21 protein-coding genes and 1 pseudogene are annotated in these 26,225 nt (G+C 70.1%); 13 read left to right on the plus strand and 9 right to left on the minus strand.

The annotated features are described in order from the left end of the window. Positions 1-50: 50 nt before the first annotated feature. On the plus strand, positions 51-1,199 hold the full coding sequence (locus ACFVH2_RS21855; RefSeq protein WP_378425472.1) for a BPL-N domain-containing protein: 1,149 nt from the start codon (positions 51-53) through the stop codon (positions 1,197-1,199). Between the two features lie 3 nt (positions 1,200-1,202). Here ACFVH2_RS21855 and ACFVH2_RS21860 read toward each other — a convergent pair whose 3' ends face one another. Next, the gene (locus ACFVH2_RS21860; RefSeq protein ID WP_378425473.1) at positions 1,203-3,686 is read right to left on the minus strand and encodes a LuxR C-terminal-related transcriptional regulator; all 2,484 of its coding nucleotides are present in this window, start codon (positions 3,684-3,686) and stop codon (positions 1,203-1,205) included. 409 nt (positions 3,687-4,095) lie between these two features. Between ACFVH2_RS21860 and ACFVH2_RS21865 the strand changes: the two genes are divergently transcribed. From ACFVH2_RS21865 to ACFVH2_RS21880, 4 genes are read left to right on the plus strand one after another with little or no spacing between them, the layout of a single operon-like run. Beyond that, positions 4,096-8,034 carry a Pls/PosA family non-ribosomal peptide synthetase gene (locus tag ACFVH2_RS21865; RefSeq protein ID WP_378425475.1) on the plus strand — a complete coding sequence of 1,313 codons (3,939 nt, stop codon included), beginning with the start codon at positions 4,096-4,098 and terminating at the stop codon, positions 8,032-8,034. Then, entirely contained in the window at positions 8,031-8,717 is a 687-nt protein-coding gene (locus ACFVH2_RS21870) for a BPL-N domain-containing protein (RefSeq protein WP_378425477.1), read from the plus strand. Before ACFVH2_RS21865 ends, ACFVH2_RS21870 begins: the two co-directional genes overlap by 4 nt. After that, on the plus strand, positions 8,714-9,943 hold the full coding sequence (locus ACFVH2_RS21875; protein ID WP_378425479.1) for a heparan-alpha-glucosaminide N-acetyltransferase domain-containing protein: 1,230 nt from the start codon (positions 8,714-8,716) through the stop codon (positions 9,941-9,943). The genes ACFVH2_RS21870 and ACFVH2_RS21875 overlap by 4 nt, the downstream gene beginning before the upstream one ends. Beyond that, positions 9,940-10,716, plus strand: coding sequence for a BPL-N domain-containing protein (locus ACFVH2_RS21880; RefSeq protein WP_378425481.1), 777 nt, complete (start codon positions 9,940-9,942; stop codon positions 10,714-10,716). Before ACFVH2_RS21875 ends, ACFVH2_RS21880 begins: the two co-directional genes overlap by 4 nt. A 68-nt stretch (positions 10,717-10,784) precedes the next feature. Here the strand turns inward: ACFVH2_RS21880 and ACFVH2_RS21885 are convergent, their stop codons facing one another. From ACFVH2_RS21885 to mutA, 4 genes are read right to left on the minus strand one after another with little or no spacing between them, the layout of a single operon-like run. Continuing rightward, positions 10,785-11,348: a C40 family peptidase gene (locus ACFVH2_RS21885; protein WP_378428281.1), complete on the minus strand. Its 564-nt coding sequence runs from the start codon at positions 11,346-11,348 to the stop codon at positions 10,785-10,787. A 49-nt stretch (positions 11,349-11,397) separates the two neighbouring features. Next, a complete protein-coding gene (gene meaB / locus ACFVH2_RS21890) occupies positions 11,398-12,393 on the minus strand; it encodes a methylmalonyl Co-A mutase-associated GTPase MeaB (RefSeq protein ID WP_378428279.1) in 996 nt (331 codons plus the stop codon). Further along, complete coding sequence (scpA, locus tag ACFVH2_RS21895; protein ID WP_378428277.1) at positions 12,380-14,632, minus strand: methylmalonyl-CoA mutase; 2,253 nt, start codon at positions 14,630-14,632, stop codon at positions 12,380-12,382. Before scpA ends, meaB begins: the two co-directional genes overlap by 14 nt. Further along, positions 14,629-16,509 (minus strand): methylmalonyl-CoA mutase small subunit, encoded by a 1,881-nt coding sequence (gene mutA / locus ACFVH2_RS21900; protein WP_378428275.1) that lies wholly within the window; start codon positions 16,507-16,509, stop codon positions 14,629-14,631. Before mutA ends, scpA begins: the two co-directional genes overlap by 4 nt. 124 nt (positions 16,510-16,633) lie before the next feature. On the opposite strand from mutA, the gene ACFVH2_RS21905 reads away from it, so the two are divergent. The 6 genes and pseudogenes from ACFVH2_RS21905 (at position 16,634) to ACFVH2_RS21930 (ending at position 20,622) form a co-directional block, all read left to right on the plus strand. Continuing rightward, positions 16,634-17,461 carry a PaaI family thioesterase gene (locus ACFVH2_RS21905; RefSeq protein ID WP_378428273.1) on the plus strand — a complete coding sequence of 276 codons (828 nt, stop codon included), beginning with the start codon at positions 16,634-16,636 and terminating at the stop codon, positions 17,459-17,461. Between the two features lie 38 nt (positions 17,462-17,499). Further along, positions 17,500-18,204, plus strand: coding sequence for a TVP38/TMEM64 family protein (locus ACFVH2_RS21910; RefSeq protein ID WP_378428271.1), 705 nt, complete (start codon positions 17,500-17,502; stop codon positions 18,202-18,204). Between the two features lie 80 nt (positions 18,205-18,284). After that, on the plus strand, positions 18,285-18,875 hold the full coding sequence (locus tag ACFVH2_RS21915; protein ID WP_378428269.1) for a hypothetical protein: 591 nt from the start codon (positions 18,285-18,287) through the stop codon (positions 18,873-18,875). After that, a complete protein-coding gene (locus ACFVH2_RS21920; protein ID WP_378428267.1) occupies positions 18,872-19,396 on the plus strand; it encodes a hypothetical protein in 525 nt (174 codons plus the stop codon). The genes ACFVH2_RS21915 and ACFVH2_RS21920 overlap by 4 nt, the downstream gene beginning before the upstream one ends. A gap of 74 nt (positions 19,397-19,470) precedes the next feature. After that, positions 19,471-19,707 (plus strand): annotated as a pseudogene (locus ACFVH2_RS21925) (PadR family transcriptional regulator); the annotation flags it as partial. 297 nt (positions 19,708-20,004) lie between these two features. After that, positions 20,005-20,622 (plus strand): GyrI-like domain-containing protein, encoded by a 618-nt coding sequence (locus ACFVH2_RS21930; protein WP_378428287.1) that lies wholly within the window; start codon positions 20,005-20,007, stop codon positions 20,620-20,622. A gap of 169 nt (positions 20,623-20,791) precedes the next feature. Here ACFVH2_RS21930 and ACFVH2_RS21935 read toward each other — a convergent pair whose 3' ends face one another. Both ACFVH2_RS21935 and ACFVH2_RS21940 read right to left on the minus strand, forming a co-directional pair. Next, the gene (locus ACFVH2_RS21935; RefSeq protein WP_378428265.1) at positions 20,792-22,216 is read right to left on the minus strand and encodes a DUF222 domain-containing protein; all 1,425 of its coding nucleotides are present in this window, start codon (positions 22,214-22,216) and stop codon (positions 20,792-20,794) included. A gap of 313 nt (positions 22,217-22,529) precedes the next feature. Then, positions 22,530-23,837, minus strand: a complete 1,308-nt coding sequence (locus ACFVH2_RS21940) for a cytochrome P450 (RefSeq protein ID WP_378428263.1) — start codon at positions 23,835-23,837, stop codon at positions 22,530-22,532. Positions 23,838-23,971: 134 nt separating this feature from the next. Between ACFVH2_RS21940 and ACFVH2_RS21945 the strand changes: the two genes are divergently transcribed. Next, the gene (locus ACFVH2_RS21945; RefSeq protein WP_378428261.1) at positions 23,972-24,364 is read left to right on the plus strand and encodes an acyl-CoA thioesterase domain-containing protein; all 393 of its coding nucleotides are present in this window, start codon (positions 23,972-23,974) and stop codon (positions 24,362-24,364) included. Beyond that, positions 24,292-24,555 (plus strand): hypothetical protein, encoded by a 264-nt coding sequence (locus ACFVH2_RS21950; protein ID WP_378428259.1) that lies wholly within the window; start codon positions 24,292-24,294, stop codon positions 24,553-24,555. The genes ACFVH2_RS21945 and ACFVH2_RS21950 overlap by 73 nt, the downstream gene beginning before the upstream one ends. A gap of 10 nt (positions 24,556-24,565) precedes the next feature. Here ACFVH2_RS21950 and ACFVH2_RS21955 read toward each other — a convergent pair whose 3' ends face one another. Both ACFVH2_RS21955 and ACFVH2_RS21960 read right to left on the minus strand, forming a co-directional pair. Continuing rightward, positions 24,566-25,726, minus strand: a complete 1,161-nt coding sequence (locus ACFVH2_RS21955; protein ID WP_378428257.1) for an SPFH domain-containing protein — start codon at positions 25,724-25,726, stop codon at positions 24,566-24,568. 38 nt (positions 25,727-25,764) lie between these two features. After that, positions 25,765-26,196 (minus strand): NfeD family protein, encoded by a 432-nt coding sequence (locus ACFVH2_RS21960; protein ID WP_378428255.1) that lies wholly within the window; start codon positions 26,194-26,196, stop codon positions 25,765-25,767. Between the last annotated feature and the right edge of the window lie 29 nt (positions 26,197-26,225).

A 26,225-nucleotide genomic window follows, 5' to 3' on the forward strand; every position in this document is an offset into this window, starting at 1 on the left:
CAAGATTCTGTAATGTCTTGACCCCAGGGGGCGAACGAGAGCGAGGTACGGTGCGCAACCACCGGAAGATCCTGGTTGTTCTGTCACTCGTGCTGGCGCTCGTCGGCATGCCCACCGTCGCAGCGGCACAGTCGAACCCCACGGCGGCACCGAGCGGCCCACTGGCGCTCGTCTACCGCGGTCCCGCCTCGTGCAGCGGTTGCCCGGAATCGGTTGCCGTGGCGCTGCGCAATTCACCGTCACACTTCCGCACCGAGTACGTGGGCCCCAACGACACACCCATCACCGCCGCGACACTCGCCCGCGCCACCGTGTTCGCCCAACCGGGCGGGCCCAGCCTGAGCAAGGCGTGGAAGGCGATGAAACCGTACTCGGGGGTGATCCGCGACTGGATCCGCAACGGCGGCAACTACCTGGGATTCTGTGTCGGCGGGTACCTGGCGGGGGCGACACCCGGCTACAACCTGTTGCCCGGTGACACCTCGCAGTACAGCGCCAAACCGGGTGCAACGGTGTGGGACGTCCAGCCGCACCGCTCCACGGTCGTGTGGCGGGGCCAGGAGAAGACCACCTACTTCCAGGACCCGCCGGCGTTCGACCTCGAACCCGGTCACAACGCGACCGTGCTGGCCACCTACAAGGGCGGCGAGGTCGCTGCGCTCGCAGTCGATTTCGGGAAGGGACGTGTCGGGGTGACGGGACCCCACGTCGAGGCGGACTCCAGTTGGTTCGTCGACGACGGGCTGTCCCCGGACGGTGCGGTGAATCCGCAGCTCGCATACGACCTGATCGAAACTACCGTGCAAGGCAACAAGTCCGGGACGACGCCCACCACCACGCCGCCGGCTCCGGCCCCGACCACCACAGCTGTCGCGCCTGCCGCACCGACCACCACGCCGCCTGCTCCCGCGCCGACCACCACGGTTGCCGCGCCGGTCGCACCGACCACCACGCCGCCCGCTCCGGCGCCGACGACCGCTGTGGCACCCGTTCCGACACCCGTCGCACCCACGACCGCTCCCCCCGCACCGACCATCGCTGCCCCGCCGACCACCACCACCCCGGCGACCACCACGACCCCGCCGACAACGACCGCTGTCGTCACCACTCCGGCGCGGCCGGCGCTCCCCTGGCCGTTCGACCGACTCGCGGAACTGCCGTTCTTTCGACAGTTCCTGACCGAGGTCGGGGCACGCTGACCGTCAGAGCAGGCCGAGGCGCCGAGCCTCGTCCAGCGCCTCGGCCCGGGAGTGCACGCCGAGCTTGCGGTAGAGGCTGCGCAACTGTGTCTTGACGGTGTTCGGGGACACGTAGAGGCCCTCCGCGATACCTGCCACCGAGTCGCCCCGCGACAGCCCCGCGAGCACTGCGGCCTCGCGGCCGGTCAGGTCGACGACGACGGGCGGCGCTGGATACGGGGACCGGAAACCGGCGGAATCGAGCTCACGCCAGTCCGCCGGCGGCGGAGTCCCCATCTCCGACAGCACCGTGATCGTCTCGGCAGGCACCGTGGAAAGCGGCCGGAGCAGTCCGGTGTCCACGGTCAGCGCCACCGCCCGGTTCCAGGCACGGTGGATGCCGTCGTGGTCACCGATCTCGATCCGGGCCATCGCCTCGATCAGCAACGCCTCCAATCGCACTCGTGTGTGCCCGATGTCCCGACCGGTCAGTTGACCGGTGTGCGCCAGCGCCGCGGCGGCGTTGCCGCTCAGGAGGGCGGCCCGTGCCGTCGCCAGGCGGACGAGTACGTGCATCCGGTCGCCACCGCGGTCTACGTGGGTCAGCACGGCCGCGCCCTCGCCCATCGCCGTGCGCAGGTCCATCGTCATCGAGGCGAGCAGCGGCCGCGCGAGCGAGCCAGGAGTGATCCATCTGCGGAATCGCGAGGTGGTGCGGTCCAGCCTGTCCAGGGCCACCTCGGGTCGTCCGCACGCGAGGTCGAGTTGACTGCGTGTGTATTCCACGAACGGCCAGTACTCGACCGTGTGCTGGAGTTCGGGCAGAGCGTCGATCGCACTGGCAGCGCCATCGACGTCCATTCGGTCGAGGGCGACGAGTCCGCGAGCGACCGCCGCCGGAATTCCGACGGCGGTCCCGACCCACCCGGGCGTCTCCCCGTACGCCGATTCCCTCTCGATCCATTTTTCCGCGGCGCCGACGTCGCCGCGCAGCGCGTACAGCAGGGCGAGGTGGCCTGCCGCCTGACGCCCGACGAAGTCGTCCCACCGATCGCCGCTGCCGTCGAACGCCAGTCGGAAGAACTGGGCGGCCGGGGTGTGATCGTCGTGGAACTGGCTCGACTGCCCCAGGTGCAACCACAACAACGGCAGTCGAGCCGAGCGCAGAGCCTCGTCGGTGCGGTCCGCGAGCAGCCCGACAGACAATTCGGCGAGCAACTCGTGGTGCCGAACGGCCTCCTCGTGGTCGCCCCGCCAGCGGAACACGACCGACCGCAGCGTTCCGGTCAGTACCGCATTCTCCGGGGAGTACTGGACGGCGACCGCCTCGAGGTCCCGGCTCTCGGTCAGCATCGGGATCAACCGCCGCGGCCGATCGGAGGCGACCCGCGCGGCCAGTTCACGCGCGTAGTACAGGGTGGAACTGGATCGCACGATGGCGTCGGGAATGGCGGTCAGCGCCTGGATCAGCACGTGCGTCTCGGACATCCCGATCTCGACCCATCGGTCGAGAATCAGGTCGACCACCAGGCGCCACTCTCCCGCTTCGGTCGCATGTCGAATCGCCTCTACCGGTTCACCGTTGTCGGCCAGCCATCGGGCGAGTCCCGCTGCGGCCTCGTCCGGTGGCCGTGCCCCCTCCTGCTCCGCGAGCCGGAGCAGCGACGCACGCACGGCCGCGGGGTATCGCCACCGCAGCCCGGACGCGCCCGGGAGCCGGAAGATCAGCCCTCCTCGTTCGAGCGCGGCGAGCGCGCCCTCGGCGTCGTCGACACCGAGGGCGGCGACCGCGCCCACCGAGAGCGTCCCCACCGACGCGAGCGTCACCGCCAGCTCCCGCAGGTGCGGGGCCAGCCCGGACCCGAGCAGCTCCGACTGCACGTACCGGTCGTTGCCGCTGCACAGGAGCGCGATTGCATGCGACCGCTCGGCATTGATCTGGTGACCGAACACCCGAGCCACGTTCAGTGCCAGCTCGGTCAACGCGGGGTGCCCGGCGACGAGATCCGGCCGCTGGCGCACGGTCCGTTCGGACAGGCCCAGCCCGTGGGCGGTGCACAACTCGACCACCTCGTCCGCGGTGAACTCGAGTTCCGCCGGACCGACGATGGTGAGGTCACGTCCGGGTATCCCACGGCCCCAGAAGAAGCCCGCGTCACGAACCGTGACGACCGTGCGGAGATCGGGGTGGTCGCCGCAGATCTCCCGCAGCAGATCCCAGCCATTCGGGTCCGTCACCTTGTCGGGCCGTTCCACGACCAGCACCGCCGGGTGGTTCGTGATGGTGGCGACCGCGCGCCTCACCTCGTCCCAGTACCACTCCGGCGCCGTTGCGTCGGCCGGTTCGGCGACCCGGGACACGCTCACTCCCGTCAGTTTCCCCAGCCACGACTCGACCAATGTGGACTTTCCGTAACCGGCCGGTCCCCACACGACCGTCAGCGCAGCGTTCTCGTCGAGACGACGTAGCAAACGAGTGCGCAGCGGCAGTATCGACGCAGTCGACATGCTCGCCCACCTTCCCGCATTCCCGTGACTTGTCCGAATTAGCCTACCGATCCCTGCACTCCGGTTCAGGAATAGCCCGCAAGCGTGAGCGTGCTCACTCGGCCGGCGGCGATCGGGTGATTCTCCGGGTGATTCCGAGGTCGCCGACCCGCCCCTGACGCGGGCCGGCCGAGGCCGCCTTCGACGAACCAACCCGACCGTCACCAGCACAGACACCCTCGACGTGGGCGAACCCGGCATCTGCGACTGCTCGACACCGCATTCGGCCGGGTCTTCGGAAATCAGGTTCACCCGTTCCAGACGTGCTTGACTGTGCCACCCGGACGGACAATTTGCCCCCAGTTAACTACGTCAAAGGACACCGATGTCAGGCGCGCAGACGGACTTTCCGACAGTCCGCCTCCCACGAGTGGTCACCGGTTCCCGCCGCCTCGAGCACGTCTTCGAGGCGACATACGACCGCACCCCCGACGCGATCGCCCTCGAGTGCAACGGCAGCCGGTTCACCTATGCCGACCTCGAGTGGCGAGCGAACCAGCTGGCCAACCACCTGATCAGCCTCCGCGCCGGCGTCGGTGCCCGGGTGGCAATCCTGCTCGAGCGCTCGCCGGAGACGTACGTCGCCCTCCTCGCGGTGCTCAAGGCCGGCGGCGCCTTCGTGCCGATCGACCCGGCCTCGCCCGCCGACCGCATCGACTACATCACCTCGGACGCCGACGTCGATCTCGTACTCACCAGTTCCGCGTTCGCCGGCACCCTCGCCGAGCTCCGGGTGCCGTGGACGGAAGTCGACGGCGAGGCCGGTCTCATCGCCCAGCAGCCCGCAACGCGCCCCTGGTTCCAGGTCGAACATCGCGATCCTGCCGCATACATCATCTACACCTCGGGCTCGACCGGCCGCCCGAAGGGCGTCGAGGTCGCCCAGTCCAGCATCTGCAACTTCCTCGACATCGTCCCGACGGTCTACGACGTGCAGCCGAACGACCGCGTGTACCAGGGGATGACCATCTCGTTCGACTTCTCCATCGAGGAGATCTGGCCGACGTGGGCTGTCGGCGCCACCCTCGTGGCCGGACCCACCGGAGCCGGGCGGCTCGGTGGCGAGCTGGCCGACTTCCTCGAGTACAACGCGGTCACCGTGCTGTACTGCGTGCCGACCCTGCTGGCCACGATCCCCCGTGAACTCCCGCTCCTGCGCAGCATCCTCGTGGGCGGCGAAGCCTGCCCACGCGAACTCGTCGAGCGCTGGGGCCGCCCCGGCAGACGCATCCTCAACACCTACGGCCCGACCGAGGCGACCGTCACCGCAACCTGGTGTGAGCTCGTGCCCGGCCGTCCCGTCACGATCGGCGTCCCGCTGCCGACCTACTCGGTGGTGATCCTCGACGAGAACCGACAGCCGGTCCCGGATGGCGGCGTCGGCGAGATCTGCATCGGCGGCCCCGGTGTCGCTCGCGGGTACGTCGGCCGCCCCGACCTGACCGCCGACCGGTTCCTCGACCTTCCGATCCCGGGAATCCGCGGCCGCATCTACCGAACCGGCGACCTCGGCCGAATCACCGAAGACGGCGAGGTCGAGTACCTCGGCCGCGCGGACAGCGAGGTCAAGATCCGCGGCCACCGCGTCGACCTCGGCGAGATCGAGAGCGTACTGCTCGTCGACGACACGGTCGCCAGCGCCGTCGTCTCCCTCGTCACGGTCGCCGACGTCGAACAACTGGCGTCCTGGGTGGTGCTGATGCCGGGCGCCGACGCGAGCCCGGGGGCCCTCGCCGAACTGTTCGCCCGCCTGCACGAGGAGACCGGCCGCCGGCTGCCCGACTACATGGTCCCCGCCTTTCTCGACGTGGTCGACGAGCTACCGATGATGCCGAGCGGCAAGGTCGACCGCCCCCGACTGCCCGCCCCCACCGGCCGACGACTTTCCGGGCCGACGGGCCCCGTTGTCGCGGCGGGCAACCCGGTCGAGCACGACCTGCGCCGGTTGTGGGCCGACCTGCTCGGCCTGCCCGACGACGACGTGTCCGTCGAAGCCGACTTCTTCACCGAACTCGGCGGTCACTCCCTCGCCGCAGCCCAGCTGGTGACGCGGCTGCGCGAGAGCGGCATGCACCCGGCCGCCGGCATCCGGGACGTGTACGCCAACCCCACGATCCGCGCGATGGCCGCGACGCTCGTCGGAACCGGTGGCAACGGTCGCCCTCCGCCACCCGTCCCGCCGACGTACCGCACCGACGACAAACCGATCGGCAACGCCGCGGTCCGGCGTGCCGGGACGCTGCAGGCACTGTTCGTCCTGCTCGTCCTGCTGGTGGTGACGATCCCGGTCTCGATCGTGTACGTCCGCCACGGCGGTCAGCCGTCGTTCGACGCCCTGGTCGACCTGCTGATCGCCACCGTTCCGTCGTACCTGGTGGTGCGGTGGGTGGTCCCGGTCCTCGCGATCCGGCCGCTGTCCGCCGGGATCGGTCCCGGCCGCTACCGACTCTGGAGCACGACGTATCTCCGCCTGTGGATGGTCGACCACCTGATGATGCTGGCGCCGATGCCGGTGCTCAGCGGGTCGCCGCTGATGGCGCCGTTCATGCGGGCCCTCGGCGCCCGGGTCGGTGCAGGCACCCACATCGGCACCGCGACCGTCTCGTTCCCCGCGCTGGTCACCATCGGCGCCGGGGCCTCGCTCGGCACGAACACCGACGTGCGGCCGTGGCGGGTCGTCGGCCGCCAGGTCGTCGTGGCGCCGATCGTCGTCGGTGCACACGCGTACGTCGCCGCGAACTGTGCGCTCGAGCCCGGCGCCGTCGTCGGCGACGGCGCGATGCTCGGCGACCAGTCGGTGCTGGCGGAGGGCGCGGCGATACCCGCGCACAGCCGCTGGGCGGGCTCGCCGCCGCGACCGGTGCCCGCCCTCGACCCGCGTGTCGAGGCGATGGCCGCGGCGGGCCCGGCACCCGAGTGGACCCCGAAGTTGCTGCTGCTCACCGCGTTCGGTGTGCTCACCCTCGAGGCGCTCACCATCGCGACCATCGTGCCGAGCCTGGTGCTCGTGTGGGCGGTGCTGCTCGAGTACGGGATGATCGCCTCGCTGCTGGCGACGCTGGCCTCCGGTGCCCTCTACGTTGTCAGCGTGTGCGCCGTCGTCGCGCTCGGCAAGAAGCTGATCCTGCCGTCGCTGCCGACCGGGACCTTCGCCGAGGCGTCCGCGCTCGGCGTCAGGAAGTGGGCCACCGACAAGCTGTTCGAGATGAGCCTGCTCTACACGAACACCCTCTACGCGACCCTGTACACGGTGCCGTGGCTACGCCTGCTCGGCGCCGAGGTCGGCCGCGGCGCCGAGGTCTCCACCGTCTCCCACATCGACCCCGACCTGCTCACCATCGGCGAGGAGAGCTTCGTCGCCGACATGGCGAGCCTCGGCGGCAGCACGTTCTGCAACGGCCGGATGACGTTCGCCCCCACCGAGATCGGTACCCGTGCGTTCATCGGCAACGCCGCGGTCCTGCCGAGCGGCATGCACACCGGCGACGGTTCGCTGGTCGGTGTGCTCACCGTCCCGCCGGCCGAGGGCGTTCCGCCGGACACGTCGTGGCTCGGCAATCCGGCGTTCTACCTGCCCGCCCGCCAGGACAGCGGCGAGTTCGACGAAGCGGAGACCTTCGCGCCGAGCCGGGCGGTCGTCGCCCACCGCTGGTGGATCGAGTTCTTCCGGATCGTGCTGCCCCCCACGGTGATCGGGGTGAGTCTGTACTTCTATCTGCTGGGACTGTCGCTGATCGCCCGTGCCAGCACCCTCACCTGGACGATCGTCTCGGCTCCGCTGCTGGCACTGGCAACGGCGCTCGGGGTGGTGCTGTTCTCCGCGGCGGTGAAGAAGAACCTGGTCGGCACCTACCGGCCGCGGGTCGAGCCGCTGTGGGCCAAGTTCGTACGACGGTCCGAATTCGCCACCGGCATGTACGAGTCGGCGGCCGTGCCTGTCCTGTTGGGCCAGCTGACCGGAACCCCGTTCCTGCCGATGATCCTGCGCTGGTTCGGCGCGGGCATGGGCAGGCGGGTCTGGATCGGCACCACCTACCTGACCGAGTTCGACCTGGTGCAGGTCGGCGACGACGCGGTGATCGGGGCCGGGGTGTCGCTGCAGACGCACCTGTTCGAGGACCGCGTGATGAAGATGTCCACGGTCACCGTCGGCGCCGGCGCGACCGTCGGTACCCGCGCGGTGGTGCTCTACGACGCGGTGGTCGGTGAACACGCCGAACTCGGTCCGCTGTCCCTGCTGATGAAGGGCGACGAACTGCCCGCCCACACCCGGTGGGAAGGCGTCCCGGCGCAGGCGGTGCACGCGTGAGGCACTCGCACCGCCGCCCCCTCGCCCTGGTGTACCGCGGTGGCGGCGCCACCCTGCCCGGTTGCGCGGAGTCCGTGGCCGCGCTGCTCGCGCACAGCCGGTGGAACTTCGACGTCCGCTACGTCGGCCCGCACGAGGACCTGCCGCTCGCGCCCGACGTCCTGCGGTCCGCGGCCGTCTACGCCCAACCCGGCGGAGACGAACTGCGCCCCGCGTGGCGGCGGATGCGTCGACATCGACACACGGTCCGCGAGTACGTCGCCGGTGGCGGACGGTATCTGGGGTTCTGTCTCGGCGGGTACCTCGCCGGCGCCACGCCGGGTTTCAACCTGTTGCCGGCAGACGCCGACCGCTACATCTCCACCGCGCGGTCCGAGGTCGCCGGACCCGAGGCCACCGTCGTCGACGTGCGGTGGCGTGGTCGTCCGCAGCCGATGTACTTCCAGGACGGCCCGACCTTCCAACTGCCGCGGTACTTTCCGCCAGGCATGCATGTGCTGGCCGCGTACACCAACGGCCAGGTCGCCGCGCTGACGTCCCGGTTCGGCGACGGCCGCGTCGGGGTGGTCGGCCCGCACCCCGAGGCCGACGGCGACTGGTTCGCCGATTCCGGACTACCCACCCCAGTCGACGTCGGCACCGCCGCCGGCCTCGACCTGATCGATGCGGTGATGACCCCATGACCACCCCCGCCCCGACCACTCCGGCGACCACGCCCCGCAGCCGTCGCGCGGTCCGGCTCACCGGCGTCGACCTCGCCCGCGGCCTCGCCGTCCTCGGCATGATCGCCGTGCACTCTCTGCTCGACGCGACGGACGACGGCGAACCGACCTTCATGTACCGGATCTCGGCCGGGCACGCCGCGGCGATGTTCGCCGTCCTCGCCGGTGTCGCGATCGCGTTCCTCTCCGGACGCGGGCAGGTGACCCGTGGACCGCGCGCCACCGGTATCACGGCGGCGTTGGCGGCGCGCGCCGCGGTGATCGGGTTGATCGGCCTGACGCTGGGCTACACCCACGTCGACTACGGCGTCGTGATTCTTACGTACTACGCGGTGATGTTCCTCCTCGCGATCCCGCTGATCTTCCTGAGCACCCGCACGGTCGCCGTCGTCGCGGTGGCAGTCACCGGCCTCGCACCCGTGGTCAGCCAGCTCGTACGTCCCCACCTACCGGAGGTGTTGGCCCGCCAGATCTCCTGGGAGACGCTGCTGCACAAGCCGTTCGACACGGCCTCCCAGCTGTTGTTCACCGGCGAGTTCCCGGCCCTGGTGTGGATGAGCTACATCTGCGTCGGCATCGTCGTCGGCCGGATGGACCTGCGCTCCGTCCGCACCAGCACCATTCTCGCCGGCGTCGGCGCGGTGCTGTTCGTGCTGGCCCAGGCGGTGTCCTGGACGCTTCTGCACCCGTTCGAGGGCCTCACCCACCTGATGAGCCTGTCCGATCCGGACACCGTCGAGGAGCTCATCGCGTTCGGTGGCGACGGATGGGTGCCGACCGACACGTGGTGGTGGATGTCCGTCGCCACCCCGCACACCGGCACGGCCCTCGATCTGACGGCGACGATCGGCAGTTCGCTGCTCGGGCTGGGACTGTGCCTGCTGCTCTTCCAGATCCGACGGCCCGGGCTCGAACGGGTCGTCCGGATCATGACGTCGCCGCTCGTCGCGATCGGCACCATGTCGCTGACCGTCTACGTCGCCCACATCGCGTTCATCAACTCCGACTTCGACGTGTACGGGCCATGGGAGGGCTACCTGCGCCAGTTGCTGGTGATGGCGGTCGCGGCGGTGGCGTGGCGCGCAACCGCCGGTCGCGGACCGCTGGAAGGCCTGGTCACCTCGATCACCTCCCGGGTCCGGCGCTGGGCCGAGGCCCGCGCGACCGCCCGGCAGCGGCAGTCGTGAATCCGGTCAGCCGCCGCCGTTTCCTGATCGGCGCCACCGGCATCGGCGCGGTCGGCGTAGCGGGGGCACTGGGTGTGTCACGGCTGGTCGGGGCCGACGAGCGTCCCGTGGCACTGGTCTACCGCGGCCCGGCGGCGTGCTCGGGCTGCGCGGAATCGGTGGCGCACCTGCTCGAGTCGGCCCCGTCGCCGATGCGGGCGGTGTACGTCGGGCCCGACGAGGAGCACGACGTCACCCCCGAATCGCTCGCCGGGGCAACCGTCTACGCGCAGCCCGGCGGCGGCACCGTCAAACCAGCGTGGCGCCGGACCCGGACCTACGCGCCGCACCTGCGGGAGTGGGTGCTGGCGGGCGGAACCTACCTCGGCTTCTGTCTCGGCGCGTACCTGGCAGACACCGATCCCGGCTACGACCTGTTCCCCGGCCGGGTGCGGCAGTACGTCGGCACCGACGACGCGACCGTCGACGACACCGCCGACACCGTCGTCGAGGTGAACTGGCGTGGCCGGAAGCGGCACATGTTCTTCCAGGACGGGGCGGCCTTCACGGTGCCCGGCGACGACTGGGACGCGATCGGCGCCACCGTCCTGGCCCGTTACCCGAACGATGCGGTCGCGGCCGTCGTGACCCCGTACGGCGGCGGTCGCGTCGGACTGGTGGGCCCACACCCGGAAGCGGACCAGTCCTGGTACCGCGGACCAGGACTGACGAACCCGGACGGTATCCGATTCGACCTCGGCCACGACCTGATCGAGACCAGCCTGCTGCGCTGACGCGCAGTGGTGTGCTTACGGAGTCCGGAGACTCCGTAAGCACACCACTGCGGCGGAGCCGCATCGGCTCAGAACCGCTGCACGTTGTGGATGGGCGGGAGGTCGGCGAGCCCGGTCAGGCCGATCGGGACATCCTCGTCGTAGGCGTTGAACACCTGCCCGAATCCCGCGTAGATGCCCACGTGGTCGGCGGCGTCGCGAAAGGTGATGACGTCACCGGGAGCCATCGCCTCCACCGGAATCGGGTCGCCGACCAGCGCCTGATCCTCGCTCACCCGCGGCAGGTCGACGCCTGCCTGCCCGAAGGCCCACTGCACGAGGCCCGAACAGTCCCACGCCTCGGGCCCCGTTCCGCCCCAGCGGTACGGCTTGCCCGCCTGCGTGGCGGCAGCGGCGAGCGCCGCCAGGCCGGCCGGACTCGATACGGCCGAGGCGATCTCGATCTCCGGCGGCGCGACCGAATCCTCGGATGCGCCGGCCGCGGTCAGCCGGTCGAGTCGATCGGCGGTGGACCGGGCGAGCACCGGCGGGACCACCACCGCAGCGGCGACTGCCGCAAGCAGGCCGGTCGCGGCCAGGACGTTTCGGACTCGGCTGCGACCCGGGGGCGCAGCGCACGAGCTCTGTGCCACGTCAACTCCGTTCGGCATCGTGTGCTGCGATCCCTGTCCCCCGAGTCGCCTAACCGTCGAAGGTGTCCAGGATCTGATGCGCGGCCAGCGCCGCCGTCAGCGACCCCTCGCGGACCCGCTGCTCGACCTCACCCCGGATCGCCTTTACCGCGGGATCGGTGTCGAGCCGGCGCAGCAGCTGGTCGTGCACCATCGACCAGGTCCAGTCCACCTGCTGCTGGTGCCGCTTGCGCTCGAGTTCCCCGGCGTCGCCCAGGACCTTGCGGTGCCGCAGCACCTCGTCCCAGAACCGGTCGACGCCGTCGTTCTCGAGCGCGCTCATCGTCAGCACCGGTGGCTTCCACAGCGCGTCGTGCGGGTAGATCAGCCGCAGCGCGCCCGCCAACTCCCGCGCCGCCGCCTTGGCCTCGATCGCGTGCTTGCCGTCGGCCTTGTTCACCGTGACGATGTCGGCCAGCTCGAGCACACCCTTCTTGATGCCCTGCAGCTGGTCTCCGGTCCGGGCGAGGGTCAGGAACGTGAACGTGTCGACCATGTTCGCGACCGTCACCTCGGACTGCCCGACACCGACGGTCTCGACCAGGATCACGTCGTAGCCGGCGGCCTCGAGCAGCACGATGGTCTCGCGGGTCGCCTTCGCCACGCCGCCGAGAGTGCCCGAGGTCGGGGACGGCCGGATGAACGCGTTCGGCTCCACCGACAGGTTCTGCATCCGGGTCTTGTCGCCGAGGATGGAGCCGCCCGTGCGGGTGGACGACGGGTCGACGGCGAGCACGGCGACCTTGTGCCCCAACGAGATCAGGTGCATCCCGAGGGCCTCGATGGTGGTGGACTTGCCCACCCCGGGAACCCCGGTGATGCCGACCCGGATGGCGCCGCCGGCGTGCGGGAGCAGGCGCAGCAGCAGCTGCTGCGCCTGCTCCCGGTGATCCGTCCGGGTGGACTCGACGAGGGTGATCGCCTTGGCGATCTCCCCCCGCCTGCCGGCGAGGACCGCGTCGCCGAGTGCGGTCAGATCCAGCGGCGGACGGCTAGTCGGCGGCACTCAGATCGTGTCCCAACTGTTCCGCGAGCTTGCGCAGCAGGCCGGTGGCGGCGTCGGCGAGCACCGTGCCGGGCGGGAAGATCGCGGCCGCGCCCGCCTGGTAGAGCTCGTCGAAGTCGCCGGGCGGGATGACGCCGCCGACCACGACCATGATGTCGGGACGGCCCACCCCGGCGAGCGCCTCCCGCAGCGCCGGCACCAACGTCAGGTGTCCGGCGGCGAGGGAGGAGACACCGACGATGTGGACGTCGGCGTCGGCGGCCTGGGTGGCCACCTCCTCGGGGGTCTGGAACAGCGGTCCCACGTCCACGTCGAAGCCGAGGTCGGCGAAGCCGGTGGAGATCACCTTCTGGCCGCGGTCGTGTCCGTCCTGGCCCATCTTCGCGACCAGGATGCGCGGGCGGCGACCCTCGGCCTCCGCGAACTTCTCGACGAGTTCCGTTGCGGTGCTGATATTCTCCGACTTTCCGGCCTCGTCCCGGTACACACCGCTGATGGTCCGGATCTCGGCCTGGTGACGCCCGTACACCTTCTCCAACGCGTCGGAGATCTCTCCGCCGGTGGCCTTGGCGCGGGCCGCGTTCACGGCCAGGGCGAGCAGGTTGTTCTCCATGCCGCCCTCGGTACTGGCGGCGGCGCGGGTCAGCTCGGCAAGCGCGGCCTGGGTGGCCGCCTCGTCCCGCTCGGCGCGCAGCTGCTGCAGCTTCGCGAGCTGCTCGGCACGCACCTTGGTGTTGTCGACCTTGAGCACCTCGATGCTGTCCGGCTCGTCCGGCACGTACTTGTTGACGCCGACCAGCGGCTGCCGTCCCGAGTCGATCCGGGCCTGGGTGCGGGCCGCGGCCTCCTCGATGCGCAGCTTCGGGATGCCCTCGGAGATGGCCTGCGCCATGCCGCCGGCCTCCTCGACCTCGGCGATGTGCGCGCGCGCCCGGTTGGCCAGCTCGTTGGTGAGCCACTCGACGTAGTGCGAGCCGCCCCACGGGTCGATGGGCCGGGTGGTGCCGGACTCCTGCTGCAGCAGCAGCTGGGTGTTGCGCGCGATGCGGGCCGAGAAGTCGGTCGGCAGCGCGATCGCCTCGTCGAGCGCGTTGGTGTGCAGCGACTGGGTGTGCCCCTGGGTCGCGGCCATCGCCTCGACGCAGGTGCGCGCGACGTTGTTGAACACGTCCTGCGCGGTCAGCGACCAGCCGGAGGTCTGCGAGTGGGTGCGCAGCGAGAGCGACTTGGCGTTCTTCGCCTCGAACTTCTCGACCAGCTCAGCCCACAGCAGTCGCCCGGCGCGAAGCTTGGCGACCTCCATGAAGAAGTTCATGCCGATCGCCCAGAAGAAGGACAGCCGCGGGGCGAACTTGTCGATCTCCATGCCCGCGTCCAGGCCGGCGCGGATGTACTCGATGCCGTCGGCGAGGGTGTACGCCAGCTCCAGGTCGGCCGTGGCTCCGGCCTCCTGGATGTGGTAGCCGGAGATCGAGATCGAGTTGAACTTCGGCATCTTCGCGCTGGTGAACGCGAAGATGTCGGAGATGATCCGCATCGACGGCTTCGGCGGGTAGATGTAGGTGTTGCGGACCATGAACTCCTTCAGAATGTCGTTCTGAATGGTTCCGGCCAGCTGCTCGGGCGCGACGCCCTGCTCCTCCGCGGCGACGACGTACAGCGCCAGGATGGGTAGCACCGCGCCGTTCATCGTCATCGACACCGACACCTGGGACAGGTCGATGCCGTCGAAGAGCTGACGCATGTCGAGGATGGAATCGATGGCCACGCCGGCCATGCCGACGTCACCCTGCACGCGCGGGTGGTCGGAGTCGTAGCCGCGGTGCGTCGCCAGGTCGAAGGCGACCGACAGGCCCTTCTGCCCGGACGCGAGGTTGCGCCGGTAGAAGGCGTTCGACTCGGCGGCGGTGGAGAACCCGGCGTACTGCCGGATGGTCCACGGCTGGTTGACGTACATCGTCGGGTACGGGCCACGCAGGAACGGGGCCGCGCCGGGGAAGCTGTCGAGCGGGTAGCCCGACGCCTGGGCCGCGTCGCGGTCCGCCTTGGTGTACACCGGCTTGACGTCGATGCCCTCGGGCGTCGACCACACCACGTCCTCAGCGGCGTAGTTGTTCGCCTCAGCGGCTTCCGCGATGTGCGCGGCGACCTCGGCCTCGGTCGGCGCGGACGGGGCCGGGAAGTCGGGGTCGGTCAGCGGCACGTCGGCGAAGCTGCCGATCTCGTGCTGGATGCTCATTTCGCTCCCAGGGTGTCGAGCAGCTCGGACATCGCCGAGACCGCGTCAATGCGGGCGGTGAGGAAGCCGTCGGGACGGTCCGCGCCCTCCGCGTCGGCGAAGGTCTTCTCCGGGCCGGCCAGCAGCACGGTGGTGACGCCCGCCGCGCGCAGCGCGTCGACCGCGGGCACGCCGTCGGTGCCGTAGCGCTTGTCGGTGCCGCAGAGCACCGCGACGGTGGTCTCCGAGTCCCGGACGATGCCGGTGACGGTGGCCAGGTCGAGGGTGCCCGGGTTGACCGCCTCGATGCCGCCGGAGGCGAGCAGGTTCGAGGCGAAGGTGGTGCGGCCGTTGTGTTCCGCGACCGGGCCCAGCGCCGCGAGCAGCACCTTCGGCCGGTGACCGTGCTCGGCGAGGAAGGCGTCGGAGCGGTCCCGCAGGGCCTCGAACGCCGCGCCGTAGCGGGCCACACCGGCCAGCGGCGACGGGCCGTCGGCGAGCGGGGCCTCGGCGAGGTTGGGGAACTCGTTGACGCCGGTGACCGCGGTCTTGCGGTGCGCGATGTCGGAGGCGCGCTGCTCGCGGGTCGCGGCGATGCGGTCGGCGACCAGTCCCGACTCGAGGGACGCGGCGAATCCGCCGTCGGCCTCGATCTGCTGGAAGAACTCCCACGCCTTCGCGGCGACCTGTGCGGTGAGGTCCTCGACGTACCAGGAGCCGGCACCCGGATCGAGCACCCGGCCGAGGTGCGACTCCTCGAGCAGCAGCAGCTGGGTGTTGCGGGCGATGCGGGCCGCGAAGGACGCCGAGGTCTCGAGGGTGCCCGCGGGGACCGCCACGTCGAACGGCAGCACCGTGACCGAGTCGGCGCCGCCGACGCCGGCACCGAACGCGGCGAGGGTGGTGCGCAGCATGTTCACCCAAGGATCACGCTGGGTCATCATCGCGGCAGAGGTCACCGCGTGCTGCGGTGCGCCACCGAACTCGGAGGCGCCGCACACCTGAGCGATGCGGGCCCACAGCTGACGGCCTGCCCGGAACTTGGCGATGGTCTGAAACTGGTCGTCGGTGGCGGCGAGCCGGAACTCGATCTGCCCCAACGCCTTCGAGATCGTCACACCCGAGTCGACGAGCGCGCGGAGGTAGTCGATTCCCGCCGCGACCGCAGCACCGAGCTCCTCGGCGTCGGACGCGCCCGCGTTGTGGAACGCGGTGCCGTCGACGGTGATCGCGCGGACGGTCTCGGCCCGGTCGGCCGCGGTCCGCGCCAGCGCGACGGCCTCGGCGAGGTCGACGTCGGCATGCCCGGCGAACCGGCTGGTGAGCGGTGCGGCACCGAGGCCGACCGTGACCGCGGCGCGGTCGGTGACGCCGTCACCGGCGGCCGCGCGCGCGTCGATCACCGCGAGCACCTGCTCTGCCGCGGCGACGGCGTCCGCACCGGCGTCCAGCGTCAGTGGGGCGAGGTCGAGCAGCACGCCGTCGAGCGCGGCGGCGAGGGAATCCGCGGGCAGCCCGTCGCCGCCGACCTGCAGCCAGATGGCGCTGACGCCGTTCTCGAGGCCGTCCAGGATCGCCTGGTTGACGACCTTCGGCTCGGACTCGCCGGCACCGAATGCGGCGCTCACCTGCCAGCCGCGGTTCACGTCGCGGTGGGCGTCGCGACCGCGGACGAAGGGGAACTCGCCGGGCAGCGTGGTTTCGGCTGTCTCGTCGCGGCGCGTGTAGAGCGGCGCGACGGTAACACCGTCGTAGGTGGTGGTGTCGAGGAGTCGTTCCGGGTCTGCGGGCAGCTCGGAGACGTCGACCCGACGGGCCTTCGCGAGCACCGCGGCCACCGCTTGCTGCCAGGCCGCGTAGTCGCGGGCAGCATCCTCGGCCTGTGAAGCGTGTGACACAGGAGCTTGTGACACGGTGTCTGCTTCCTCTCGATATTCGGACACAGTCATTGTTCTGTGATGCTAGCCGCACGGATTCGGGCGGCTGTCGCGTGGATCACCTACCCCTCGGTAACCTCGCGCCATGAGTAACAGCGGGGCCACTGCCCCGGCCCCACTTCGGACACCGCAAGCACTGTTCCGGGTGGGGCCGCCCGTCCGAGTCGACGGGCGAAATCAGATGACGATGGACCTCGCCCCCGGCTCCGAGCCTGTGTCGACCGCGGCGCTGGGTGTCCTGCTCGACGACATCCTCGGCTTCACCATGTTCGAGCACAGGGGTCGGCGGTCCGGACTCGTCAGCGCGGAACTGTCGGTGGACTTCGTGCGGCCGAGCGGCTGGCAGGGCCGCCGACTCACTGCGGAGAGCCGCCTCGAACGACTCGACCCCGACGGCGGGCTGAGTTCGGTGCGGGTGGTCGACGGCGGCGGCACCCTGATCGCGACGGGCACCGCGTGGGGGAACTTCGTCGACGGCGTCGAGCCGACCCGAGGCGGTGCGGTGGCCGACCACGTCGAGGCCGTGGACGGACCGTCCGCGCCGCCGATCGAACTGATCGGCGGTCGCCTCGAGCGCACCGAGACCGGCGCCCGGCTGACGGTGCCGGCGAACCGGTCGCTGGCAAACTCGATCGGCGTCATGCACGGAGGGATTCAGGCCTGCGCGTACGACCTCGCCGGGAGCGCCCTCAGCGGCAGCGGGGTGGCTCCTGCGATGCAGACCAGTTCGCTGCGGATCAACTTCTTCCGGCCCGTCACCCTCGACCGTCCCGCCGTCTTCGACGCCGAGGTGGTCCGGGCCGGCCGGATGGTGGCGGTGGTGCAGGTCACCGGCCGCGACGGCGACGGCCGCACGTGCGGGATCGCGACGGTGACCTGCCGTCGCGATCCCGCCGGGACGGCACCGGACTGATCGGCACCCTGCCTGAGGCACAGGTAGCCTTGGCAGCCGTGAGACGGCGCCTGCGTGACCCGAGGACGATCGGGGCACTGCTGCTGGTGGTGGCGCTGTGCGCGATCGCGTTGTTGGCCCCGCACCCGTCGGTCGAGCAGATGCGCGACTGGTCCCGGTCGATGGGCCCCGCCTTCCCGCTGGCCTTCTTCGCCGTGCATGCCGTGGTCACGGTGGCGCCGGTCCCCCGCACCGTGTTCACGGTGACGGCCGGCCTGCTGTTCGGCGCGGCGACCGGAGTACTGATCGCGGTCGCCGCGACCACGCTCAGCGCCGCCCTGGCGTTGCTGCTGGTGCGCGCGATCGGGCGGGACGTCGTCGCCGCCCGGATGACGCATCCGGCGATCCAGAAGATCGACGATCGGCTGGCCCGGCGCGGCTGGCTCGCGGTGGGGTCGTTGCGGCTGATAGCGCCGGTCCCGTTCTCGGTGATCAACTACTGCAGCGGCATCTCCTCGATCCGGTTCGTCCCGTACGTCCTCGCGACGCTCGTGGGGATCGTGCCGGGCACCATCGGCGTCGTGGTGCTGGGCAACGCGCTCGGCGGGGACACCGATCCGGCGCTGCTCGCGCTGTCCGGGGTGTGCATCACGATCGGCGTGCTCGGCCTGGTGCTCGATGCCCGGATGGGGGTGCCCGCCGGTCCTGCGGCGACGCTCGAGCAGTCGCTGGAACCGGTCGGCGAGGTCACGTCCGAGGCCTAGCGGTCAAGCCCCGACACTGGCAAGAGTGCAGTAAAGCCTCAAGCCTTGACTTTGAGGTTTCAAGTTTCTAGCCTTGACGGATGTTCGTGTTGACCGTCGACCAGCGAGGCAGCCGACGCGACGTCGACAGGGTGGCGCCGCTGCTCGACGAGTTCGCGGCCATCGAGCTGGCACGACCGTTCGAACGCACCGCGGGCGACGAGGTCCAGGCCGTCACCGACGATGCCGCCCTCGTCGTCGACCTCGCCCTCGACCTCGCCACCCGCGGTCAGTGGAGCGTCGGCATCGGCGTGGGCGCGGTCGAGACGCCCCTGCCCGCCAGCACCCGGGCCGGCCGAGGGCCTGCCTTCGAGGCGGCCCGGGTCGCGGTCGAACGGGCGAAGAACCTGCCGGGAGCGGTCTCGGTGCGGGGCCCGGATCGGTCCGGCGATCACCGCGCCGCCGACGCCGAGGCCGCGGTGATGCTGCTGGCGCTGCTGGTGTCGCGACGGTCGGACGCAGGCCGGTCCGCGGTCGCGGCAATGCGCGACGGGCTCACCCAGGCGGAGGCCGCCGAGCGGCTCGGGATCAGCAAACAGGCAGTCTCGCAACGCCTGTCGGTGGCAGGCTGGCAGGCGGAGGTTGCCGGCCGGCGACTCGCCGAGCGACTACTGGAGGATGCCGACCGATGACCGCACTCGCCCTGGTCCTGCTCGGCGTGGCTGCACTGGCTCCGGTCGCCTTGGCGGGCAACAGGATCCCACTGTGGATCAGCCCGGCCGTCGCGTCGCTGGCGCTGGGCGGGGCCGCGCTCGCCGCAACCGGCACGCATCCCGTCAAGGGGTTCGCACTGGGCGCCACCCTGGTGATCGCGGTGGCCGCGGCCGCGACCGGTGGCGCTCCGCTGGCCCGCGCCGCGTTCCGGATCGCCAAGCGCCAGCCCGACGCGGGACCGCCGACCGGCGAGTCGCCCGCGAGCCCCGGACCGCTGCGCGGTGGCCGGACCATCGGAGTGCTCGAACGCACCGCGGTGGCTGTCGCGATTCTCGCGGGCTGGCCGGAGGGACTCGCCGTTGTCCTCGCGGTCAAGGGCCTGGCACGGTATCCCGAACTGCGCGAACCGAATGCCTCAGAGCAGTTCATCATCGGCACCTTCACCTCGGTGCTGTGGGCGGTCGCGGTGTGCGGGGTCGCCAAGGCGCTCATCACCTGAGCGGACGTTCCTGAGCACTCCCCAGGAACGTCCGCCCCCTCGACGCCCAACTACTCCAGCGCTAGAGTAGCGGCGTGACCGACCCCCTGACGGATGCCGAACTGACCCTGCTCGGACTCCTGGCCGAGCAACCCCGGCACGGCTACGACCTCGACCGCGTGATCGAGGACCGGGGCATGCGCGAGTGGACGTCACTGGGCTTCTCGTCGATCTACTACCTCCTCGACAAGCTCGCCCGAAAAGGCCTCATCGAGCCCGTCCCCTCGACCGAGACCCGGTCCCGGCGGGTGACGTACCGACTCACAGGCCAAGGTCACTCGACGGCGTCGACTCAGACACTTGACGCCATCGACTCCCTCGACCCGATCCGGGCACGCGTCCTGATCGGCATCGCCAACAGCCCGGACCTGGGCGCGCCGGCGGTCACCGGCCGACTGCGAAGCCGGGTCACCCAGCTCGAGGCGCACCTCGACGAGTTGCGCGAGCAACGACTCCGGCAGTCGCCAATCCCCGATCAGGCTGCCGCCCTCTTCGACTACGCCGAGGCGATGATCCGGGCCGACATTCACTGGGCCGAACAGGTCCTCGCACGCCAGAAAGGCGCCGACATGGACAAGTACGACATCAAGAAGGCGCACAAGAGCTTGTACGCGCCGGCGGCGAAGGAGTTCACCGCTGTCGACGTCCCGGAGATGACCTACATCGCCGTCGACGGTCACGGCGACCCGAACACGTCGGTCGCGTACGCCGCTGCCGTGGAGGCGCTCTACGCCACCGCGTACGCGATCAAGTTCGCGAGCAAGAACGCACAGGGCCGCGATCTCGTCGTCGCACCGCTCGAAGGTCTCTGGCGCGCCGCCGATCCGAGCACCTTCGTCACCCGCGAGAAGGACGGCTGGGACTGGACCATGATGATCGCGCAGCCGGAGTGGATCACCTCTGCCGACATCGAGCAGGCACGAGCGACGGCCGCCGCCAAGAAGGACCTCCCCGCCCTGGAACTGCTGCGCCCCGTCACCCTCGCCGAGGGTCGGAGCCTGCAGATTCTGCACCTCGGCCCCTACGACGACGAGGCCGCCACCCTGGCCCGGCTGCACGACGAGTTCATGCCCGAGCACGGCCTGACGTTCAACGGCGACCACCACGAGATCTACCTCAACGACGCCCGCAAGACGGCACCGGAGAAGCTGAAGACGATTCTGCGCCAACCCGTCCGCCTCGCGTGACAGCACAGTCTCAGACCGGGCGCCAGCACTCTCGCAGCGGTTATCGCGGTGGCGAACCCATTGGTGACCGGTCCGGTCGCGGCGCCTGGACAGAACCGGCTGCAGGCATCGTCCCGACACCACCCCACAGCGGATGGTGCCGGGGCGATGCCCGCAAGGTGGTCGCGGTTCAGGCCGCGGAGGTGAAGTGCTGGCGCCGGTTGTGTGCCGGCACGGGTATTCGCTCGGGATCCACCCAGCGCGGCGGGCGGAACCACGGATGCCCGTCCTCGCCGATGAACACCTGCCAGTCACCACGATGAATCACCGTGTGATGAAACCTGCACAGCAACACCAGATTCGACAACGCCGTAGGGCCACCGTTGGACCAGTGCCGGATGTGGTGCCCGTCCGTCCACGCGGCGGGACGCCCGCACCCCGGAAACACACAACCACAGTCCCGGGCGGCGAGGGCCTTGCGGAGTCTGCTGGAGATCAGCCGGGTGGAACGGCCCACGTCGAGCGGATTCCCCTCGCCGTCGATCACGATCGGCGTGACAACGGAATCGCACGACAGACGAACCGCCAACGACACCGAGATCGGCCCCAGCCACGGCATCCACGATGGTCCGCGCCTGCCACCACGACGGCGCTGAACGGACCGCGTGTTTGCGGCACCGGCCGGCTCGGTCGGCCGATGCCCGTCCCCCGAGCGGTCCGGATCCGCAGCGGCCGCGGCTTCAGCCAGAGCGTCCGCGTCGACCAACACCGACACGTGCGGACGCTCACCACCCTCCACCGGCGCACACCCCGAATCGAGATACCCCCGAACAATGTCCGCGAGAGCATCCGCACGACGCTGCGCCGGACCGCGACGATCGGCACCGCCCTCACCACCAGGATCACCCGCACCCGCACCCGGCCGCGGCTTCGACAGTGCCGACAACGCCGTCAACAACGCCTCCCCGGTCTCCGCGTCGAAGTGGCCCTTGACATGGACCCGCCCACCCAGACTCGGCGACGCGAACAACTCGTTCAGCTCCGCGTTCTCCGCATCCGGCACCCCGCCGCCTTCGCGCTCGAGCAGCAGATGCAACGCCCGCGCCCGCCGAGCCAGCTCCGTCGCATCCTCACCGCGAGCAGCGAGCAACAGGTAGTTCGCGCACGCGGTGACGGCATCCTCACCGCTGTCACCGAACCCCTCACCATCGGCACGGTCGGTGTCAATATCGAACTCGCCGAGCAGATCTGCCGCACCCTCCGGAACACTCCGCGCGAAACGCACGATCACCCACGCCCGCTCGACATCGATCTCACCGCCGTCCAGAGCAGCAGCCACCTTCGGGAACCCCGACAACTCCCGACCCAACTTGACCAGACGATTCGCCGCGGCCGGAACCATCCCCGTCACCCCCGACATCCACACCCCCGGCGACGACGCACCCACCCGCTCCGCCACACACCGCTGATCGACCTCGTGCACCAGACGAACCCGCAACGCCTCCAGCTGACGCAACCGCACCGACAGCTCCGGAACAGCCGTCAGCAACTCCGACTCATCCAGACGCCACGCCTCCACCCCCGACGGCGAGGCGAGCATCTCGGCGAGTTCCATACACCCGACGATACTCGTACATATGTGCGAATGGAAGAGGCGCAAGCACGGTGACGGCCGGCTGCCGACGTCGCGTGTGGCACCACCCCAACGACGAGATCCCAAGGCCCCGAGGCCGATTGAGCTGGTTGCACCTTCTGTAGTCAACGCAGGCGGCGTGCCTGCGACTTCCGGACGGCACCTCGCATCCGTGCACGACTGATGTGCGACGAGTCCAGGAAGTACGTCCGCGCCAACGCCCCACAGCCGGTCGGTCCCCAGACACCGGGCACACAGTGCATCGGCAGAGGTGGAGGCGATGCGGTTGCACTGTTCACCGTGGCGTGACGACGATCCGAGCCTTGCCCGCGGGAACGTTGGTGATGTTGCGCACCCGTCCGTGCTCGGCCCCCGCGGCCTCCGGGAGCGACAGGCGGCAGCGGGTGAGGATCTCGCGCAGCACGGTGGCGCCTTCCATCACCGAGAAGCCGGCGCCGATGCACCGTCGCACCCCGCCACCGAACGGCAGCCAGGTGTTCGGTGCCACCTCTCCGGTGAGAAATCTCGACGGCCGGAATTGCGCTGTGTCGGGATAGTTCTCGCCACTGCGGTGGGCGAGCAGGATCGAGGTGTTGACCACGGTGCCCGCCGGCAGCTGCCAACCGCCGATCGTCATGTCTCGGGTGAGTTTGCGTGCGGTGGACGCGATCACCGTGTGCAGGCGCATCGCCTCCTTCATCACCGCCTCGAGCTGCTTATCGTCGCCCCCGAGCGCGGCCTCGGAGGTCTCCCGCTGGATCTCGGGGTTGGCGGCGAGTTCGTAGAGGGCCCAGGACAGGGCGGCGGCGGTGGTTTCGTGTCCCGCGAGCAGGAGCGTGACCAGTTGGTCCCGGAGCTCGGCATCGGAGAGCGGCGGGTCGTCGTCATCGCCTGCGCCGACGTGGAGCAGCCGCGAGAGGACGTCGCTGCGCTCGGCGAGGTCCGGAGCCCGTCTGCGGTCCGCGATCTCGGCGTAGAGGAGGGCGTCGACTTCTTTCTTGTTGTCCTGGAACCGCTTCCAGGGGCCGAATCGGCGGAGCCGTGGCATCGCGGCGCCGACGAAGACCAGCGGGTTGAGGTTGACGATCCGGTGCAGTCGCGGTGCGAGCCGGGCACGGGTGGCGTCGTCGCCGACCCCGAACACCACCTGCATGATGACTTCGAGGGTCAGGGCGTTCATCCGGTCCAGGGTGATCACCTCCTGCCCTGCCTCCCACGAAGCGACCTCCCTGGCCGCGATGCCTGCCACGACGTCCTGGTAGCCACGAAGCGAGGCTCCGTTGAACGCGGGCGTGAGCAACCGGCGGGCGCGCGCGTGTTCGTCCTCGTCGGTCAGGAGCAGTGAGTGCTCGCCCATGACCACCCCGAGGATCTGGTTCCCCTCGCCGGCGTGCAGATCGTGCGGTCCGGCGGCGAAGATCTCCTTGATGTGCTCGGGTCGGGAGAACACGACGAGGCTGTCGGCGTAGGGCGGCACCCGCAAGGAGAAGACGTCACCGTAGCGGCGGGCCATGGCGGGGAGGAACTGTGCACGGCGGCGTTGGAACAGGATGGTCTGAGCGACCGCCGGCATCCGCGGCCCGGGTGGGTACGGGGTCTTCATGCGATTCTCCTCCACTGGTGCTGCCGAGTGGGTGCGTCTGTCACGTCCGCCATTCTCGTCCCCGGGCCGCGGACGTCGGCAACACTCGATGCACTACCGACGATCTTGTTACCTACGATCGGAAGGGGAACCGGGTGGTCAGCTTCTTCACCAGGCATGGGGATCTGCTCGTGGCGGACGAGCTCGCGGTCAGCCCGTGGGCGCCGACGCAGCTGAGCGGTACGGGCGTCTGCGGTGCGCTCGCTCGGCAGCTCGAAACCCATTGCCCGGCGGGATTCGTCCCGGCCCGGTTGACGGTGGACCTGTTCAGGCCCGTGCTCAACGAGCCGATCGAGGTGCGCAGCGAAGTCGTCCGCCCAGGCACGCGGATCACGGTCGCGGACGCCGTCATCGTGCAGGACGAGCAGGTGCGGGCGCGGGCCTCCGTGGCGTTCCTGGCCACCGGCGTCGCGCCGTGCTCGGCGACGCGACCAACCACGTCTGCCATGGGGGCTCGCAGGGCGCCGGGTACATCAACACCGACGTGACCGTCACCCTGTCGAGACTGCCGCTCGGGTACGAACTCGGCCTGCGCGCCGACAGCACCGTCGCCTCCGACGGCATCTCGATCGGCACCGCAACCCTCTACGACCGCAGCGGCCCGATCGGCACCTGCGTCGTCACCACGCTGTCCAACGCCCGACGGCAGATCGACTTCACCGCACCGCCGCGGCCCTGATTCGATTCCCCTACTGCCCCGGCGGAAGCTCGCCAGTCTCCCGGTGCTGCGGCTCGAGCTGATGCTCCGGCATGAGGGAGGTGTCCACCGGCTGCCGGGCCACCGCCTCCGCCGCGGCGACCGCACGGGCCACCGACGGGTCGGTCTTCGTCTCGAACCAGTCCGCGACCTCGTCGGAGTCGTCGACCGGCGCGGCGGGCGCCTCGGCGGTGGTTTCGTAGCGGAACACCCCGTCGTCGCCGGGTGCGCCGAGCGTCTTCGCGAAGCCCTTCAGCGCGTCGCCGAAGTCGCTCGGCACCAGCCACACCTTGTTCGCGTCCCCCTGCGCCATCTGCGGCAGGGTCTGAAGGTATTGGTAGGCAAGCAGTTCCGGCGTCGGTTTGCCCGCCTTGATCGCCGCGAACACCTTCTCGATCGCCTTCGCCTGCCCCTGCGCCTGCAGGTACTTCGCCGCCCGCTCACCCTGTGCGCGCAGGATCCGGGACTGCCGCTCGCCCTCCGCGGTGAGGATGGCGGCCTGCTTGGCACCCTCGGCCGCGAGGATCCTGGACTGCTTGTCGCCCTCGGCGGTCTTGATCGCCGATTCGCGGTGGCCCTCTGCGGTGAGGATGGTGGCCCGCTTCTCGCGGTCCGCCTTCATCTGCTTCTCCATCGACTCCTGGATCGACGGCGGCGGGTCGATGCTCTTGAGTTCGACTCGGGCGACCCGCAGGCCCCACCGTCCGGTCGCCTCGTCGAGGACGCCACGCAGCTGGCCGTTGATCGAATCACGCGAGGTCAGCGTCTCCTCCAGCGTCATGCCGCCGACCACGTTGCGCAGCGTGGTGGTGGTGAGCTGCTCGACGCCGACGATGTAGTTGTTGATCTCGTACACCGCGGCCTGCGGATTGGTCACCTGGAAGTAGACGACGGTGTCGATCGAGACCGTCAGGTTGTCCTGCGTGATCACCGGCTGCGGCGGGAAGGAGACCACCCGCTCGCGCAGGTCGACCTTCGCGCGGACCCGGTCCACGAAGGGGACCAGGAACGTCAGCTGCCCGGACACCGTCTTCGCGTAACGGCCGAGCCGTTCGATGACCGCGGCCTCGGCCTGTGGGACCAGGGTGACCGACTTCGCCACCACGATCACCACCAGCACCACGATCACGGCAAGAACAATCAGTGCAGCCACGTGCGTTCCCCTCCAGTCACTTCGGGACCAGCAGACATCTACGGTCCCCGCCACACGACGGCGGTGGCGCCGTCGATCTCCATCACGGTCACCGTCGTTCCGGGTGGGTAGACCTCGGTCGCGTCGAGCGCCCGCGCCGTCCACACCTGACCGTCGAGCTTGACCTGACCGCCGTGCTCGGCCACCTCCTCGAGCACCAGCGCATGCTTTCCGGGCAACGCATCGACGTTGGTCGGCAGCAGCGGCGGCTTCGAGAACCGGCGCAGCAGTGCGGGCCGCACCCCGACGATCAGCGCCAGCGACACCACGGCGAAGATCACCGCGTCGATCCACACGGGCAGATCCGTCACCGCGGTGACGCCGGCAGTCGCCAGCGCGCCGCCGGCCAGCATCAGCAGGAAGAAGTCCCCCGTCAACGCTTCGGCCGCGGCGAGCAATACCCCTGCTACCAGCCAGATTATCGCTGCCACGCCACCATCTAACCAGAATCGGCGACCGT

The sequence above is a fragment of the Rhodococcus sp. NPDC127527 genome (assembly GCF_042672245.1).
Classification (GTDB): Bacteria; Actinomycetota; Actinomycetes; order Mycobacteriales; family Mycobacteriaceae; genus Rhodococcus_G.

Bases quoted from the DNA above. Each gene is read 5' to 3' on its own strand.
- ACFVH2_RS21860 (WP_378425473.1), bottom strand. From the start codon at position 3,686: ATGTCGACTGCGTCGATACTGCCGCTGCGCACTCGTTTGCTACGTCGT.
- ACFVH2_RS21875 (WP_378425479.1), top strand. From the start codon at position 8,714: ATGACCACCCCCGCCCCGACCACTCCGGCGACCACGCCCCGCAGCCGT.
- scpA (WP_378428277.1), bottom strand. From the start codon at position 14,632: ATGAGCATCCAGCACGAGATCGGCAGCTTCGCCGACGTGCCGCTGACC.
- ACFVH2_RS21905 (WP_378428273.1), top strand. From the start codon at position 16,634: ATGAGTAACAGCGGGGCCACTGCCCCGGCCCCACTTCGGACACCGCAA.
- ACFVH2_RS21915 (WP_378428269.1), top strand. From the start codon at position 18,285: ATGTTCGTGTTGACCGTCGACCAGCGAGGCAGCCGACGCGACGTCGAC.
- ACFVH2_RS21920 (WP_378428267.1), top strand. From the start codon at position 18,872: ATGACCGCACTCGCCCTGGTCCTGCTCGGCGTGGCTGCACTGGCTCCG.
- ACFVH2_RS21930 (WP_378428287.1), top strand. From the start codon at position 20,005: ATGGACAAGTACGACATCAAGAAGGCGCACAAGAGCTTGTACGCGCCG.
- ACFVH2_RS21935 (WP_378428265.1), bottom strand. From the start codon at position 22,216: ATGGAACTCGCCGAGATGCTCGCCTCGCCGTCGGGGGTGGAGGCGTGG.
- ACFVH2_RS21940 (WP_378428263.1), bottom strand. From the start codon at position 23,837: ATGAAGACCCCGTACCCACCCGGGCCGCGGATGCCGGCGGTCGCTCAG.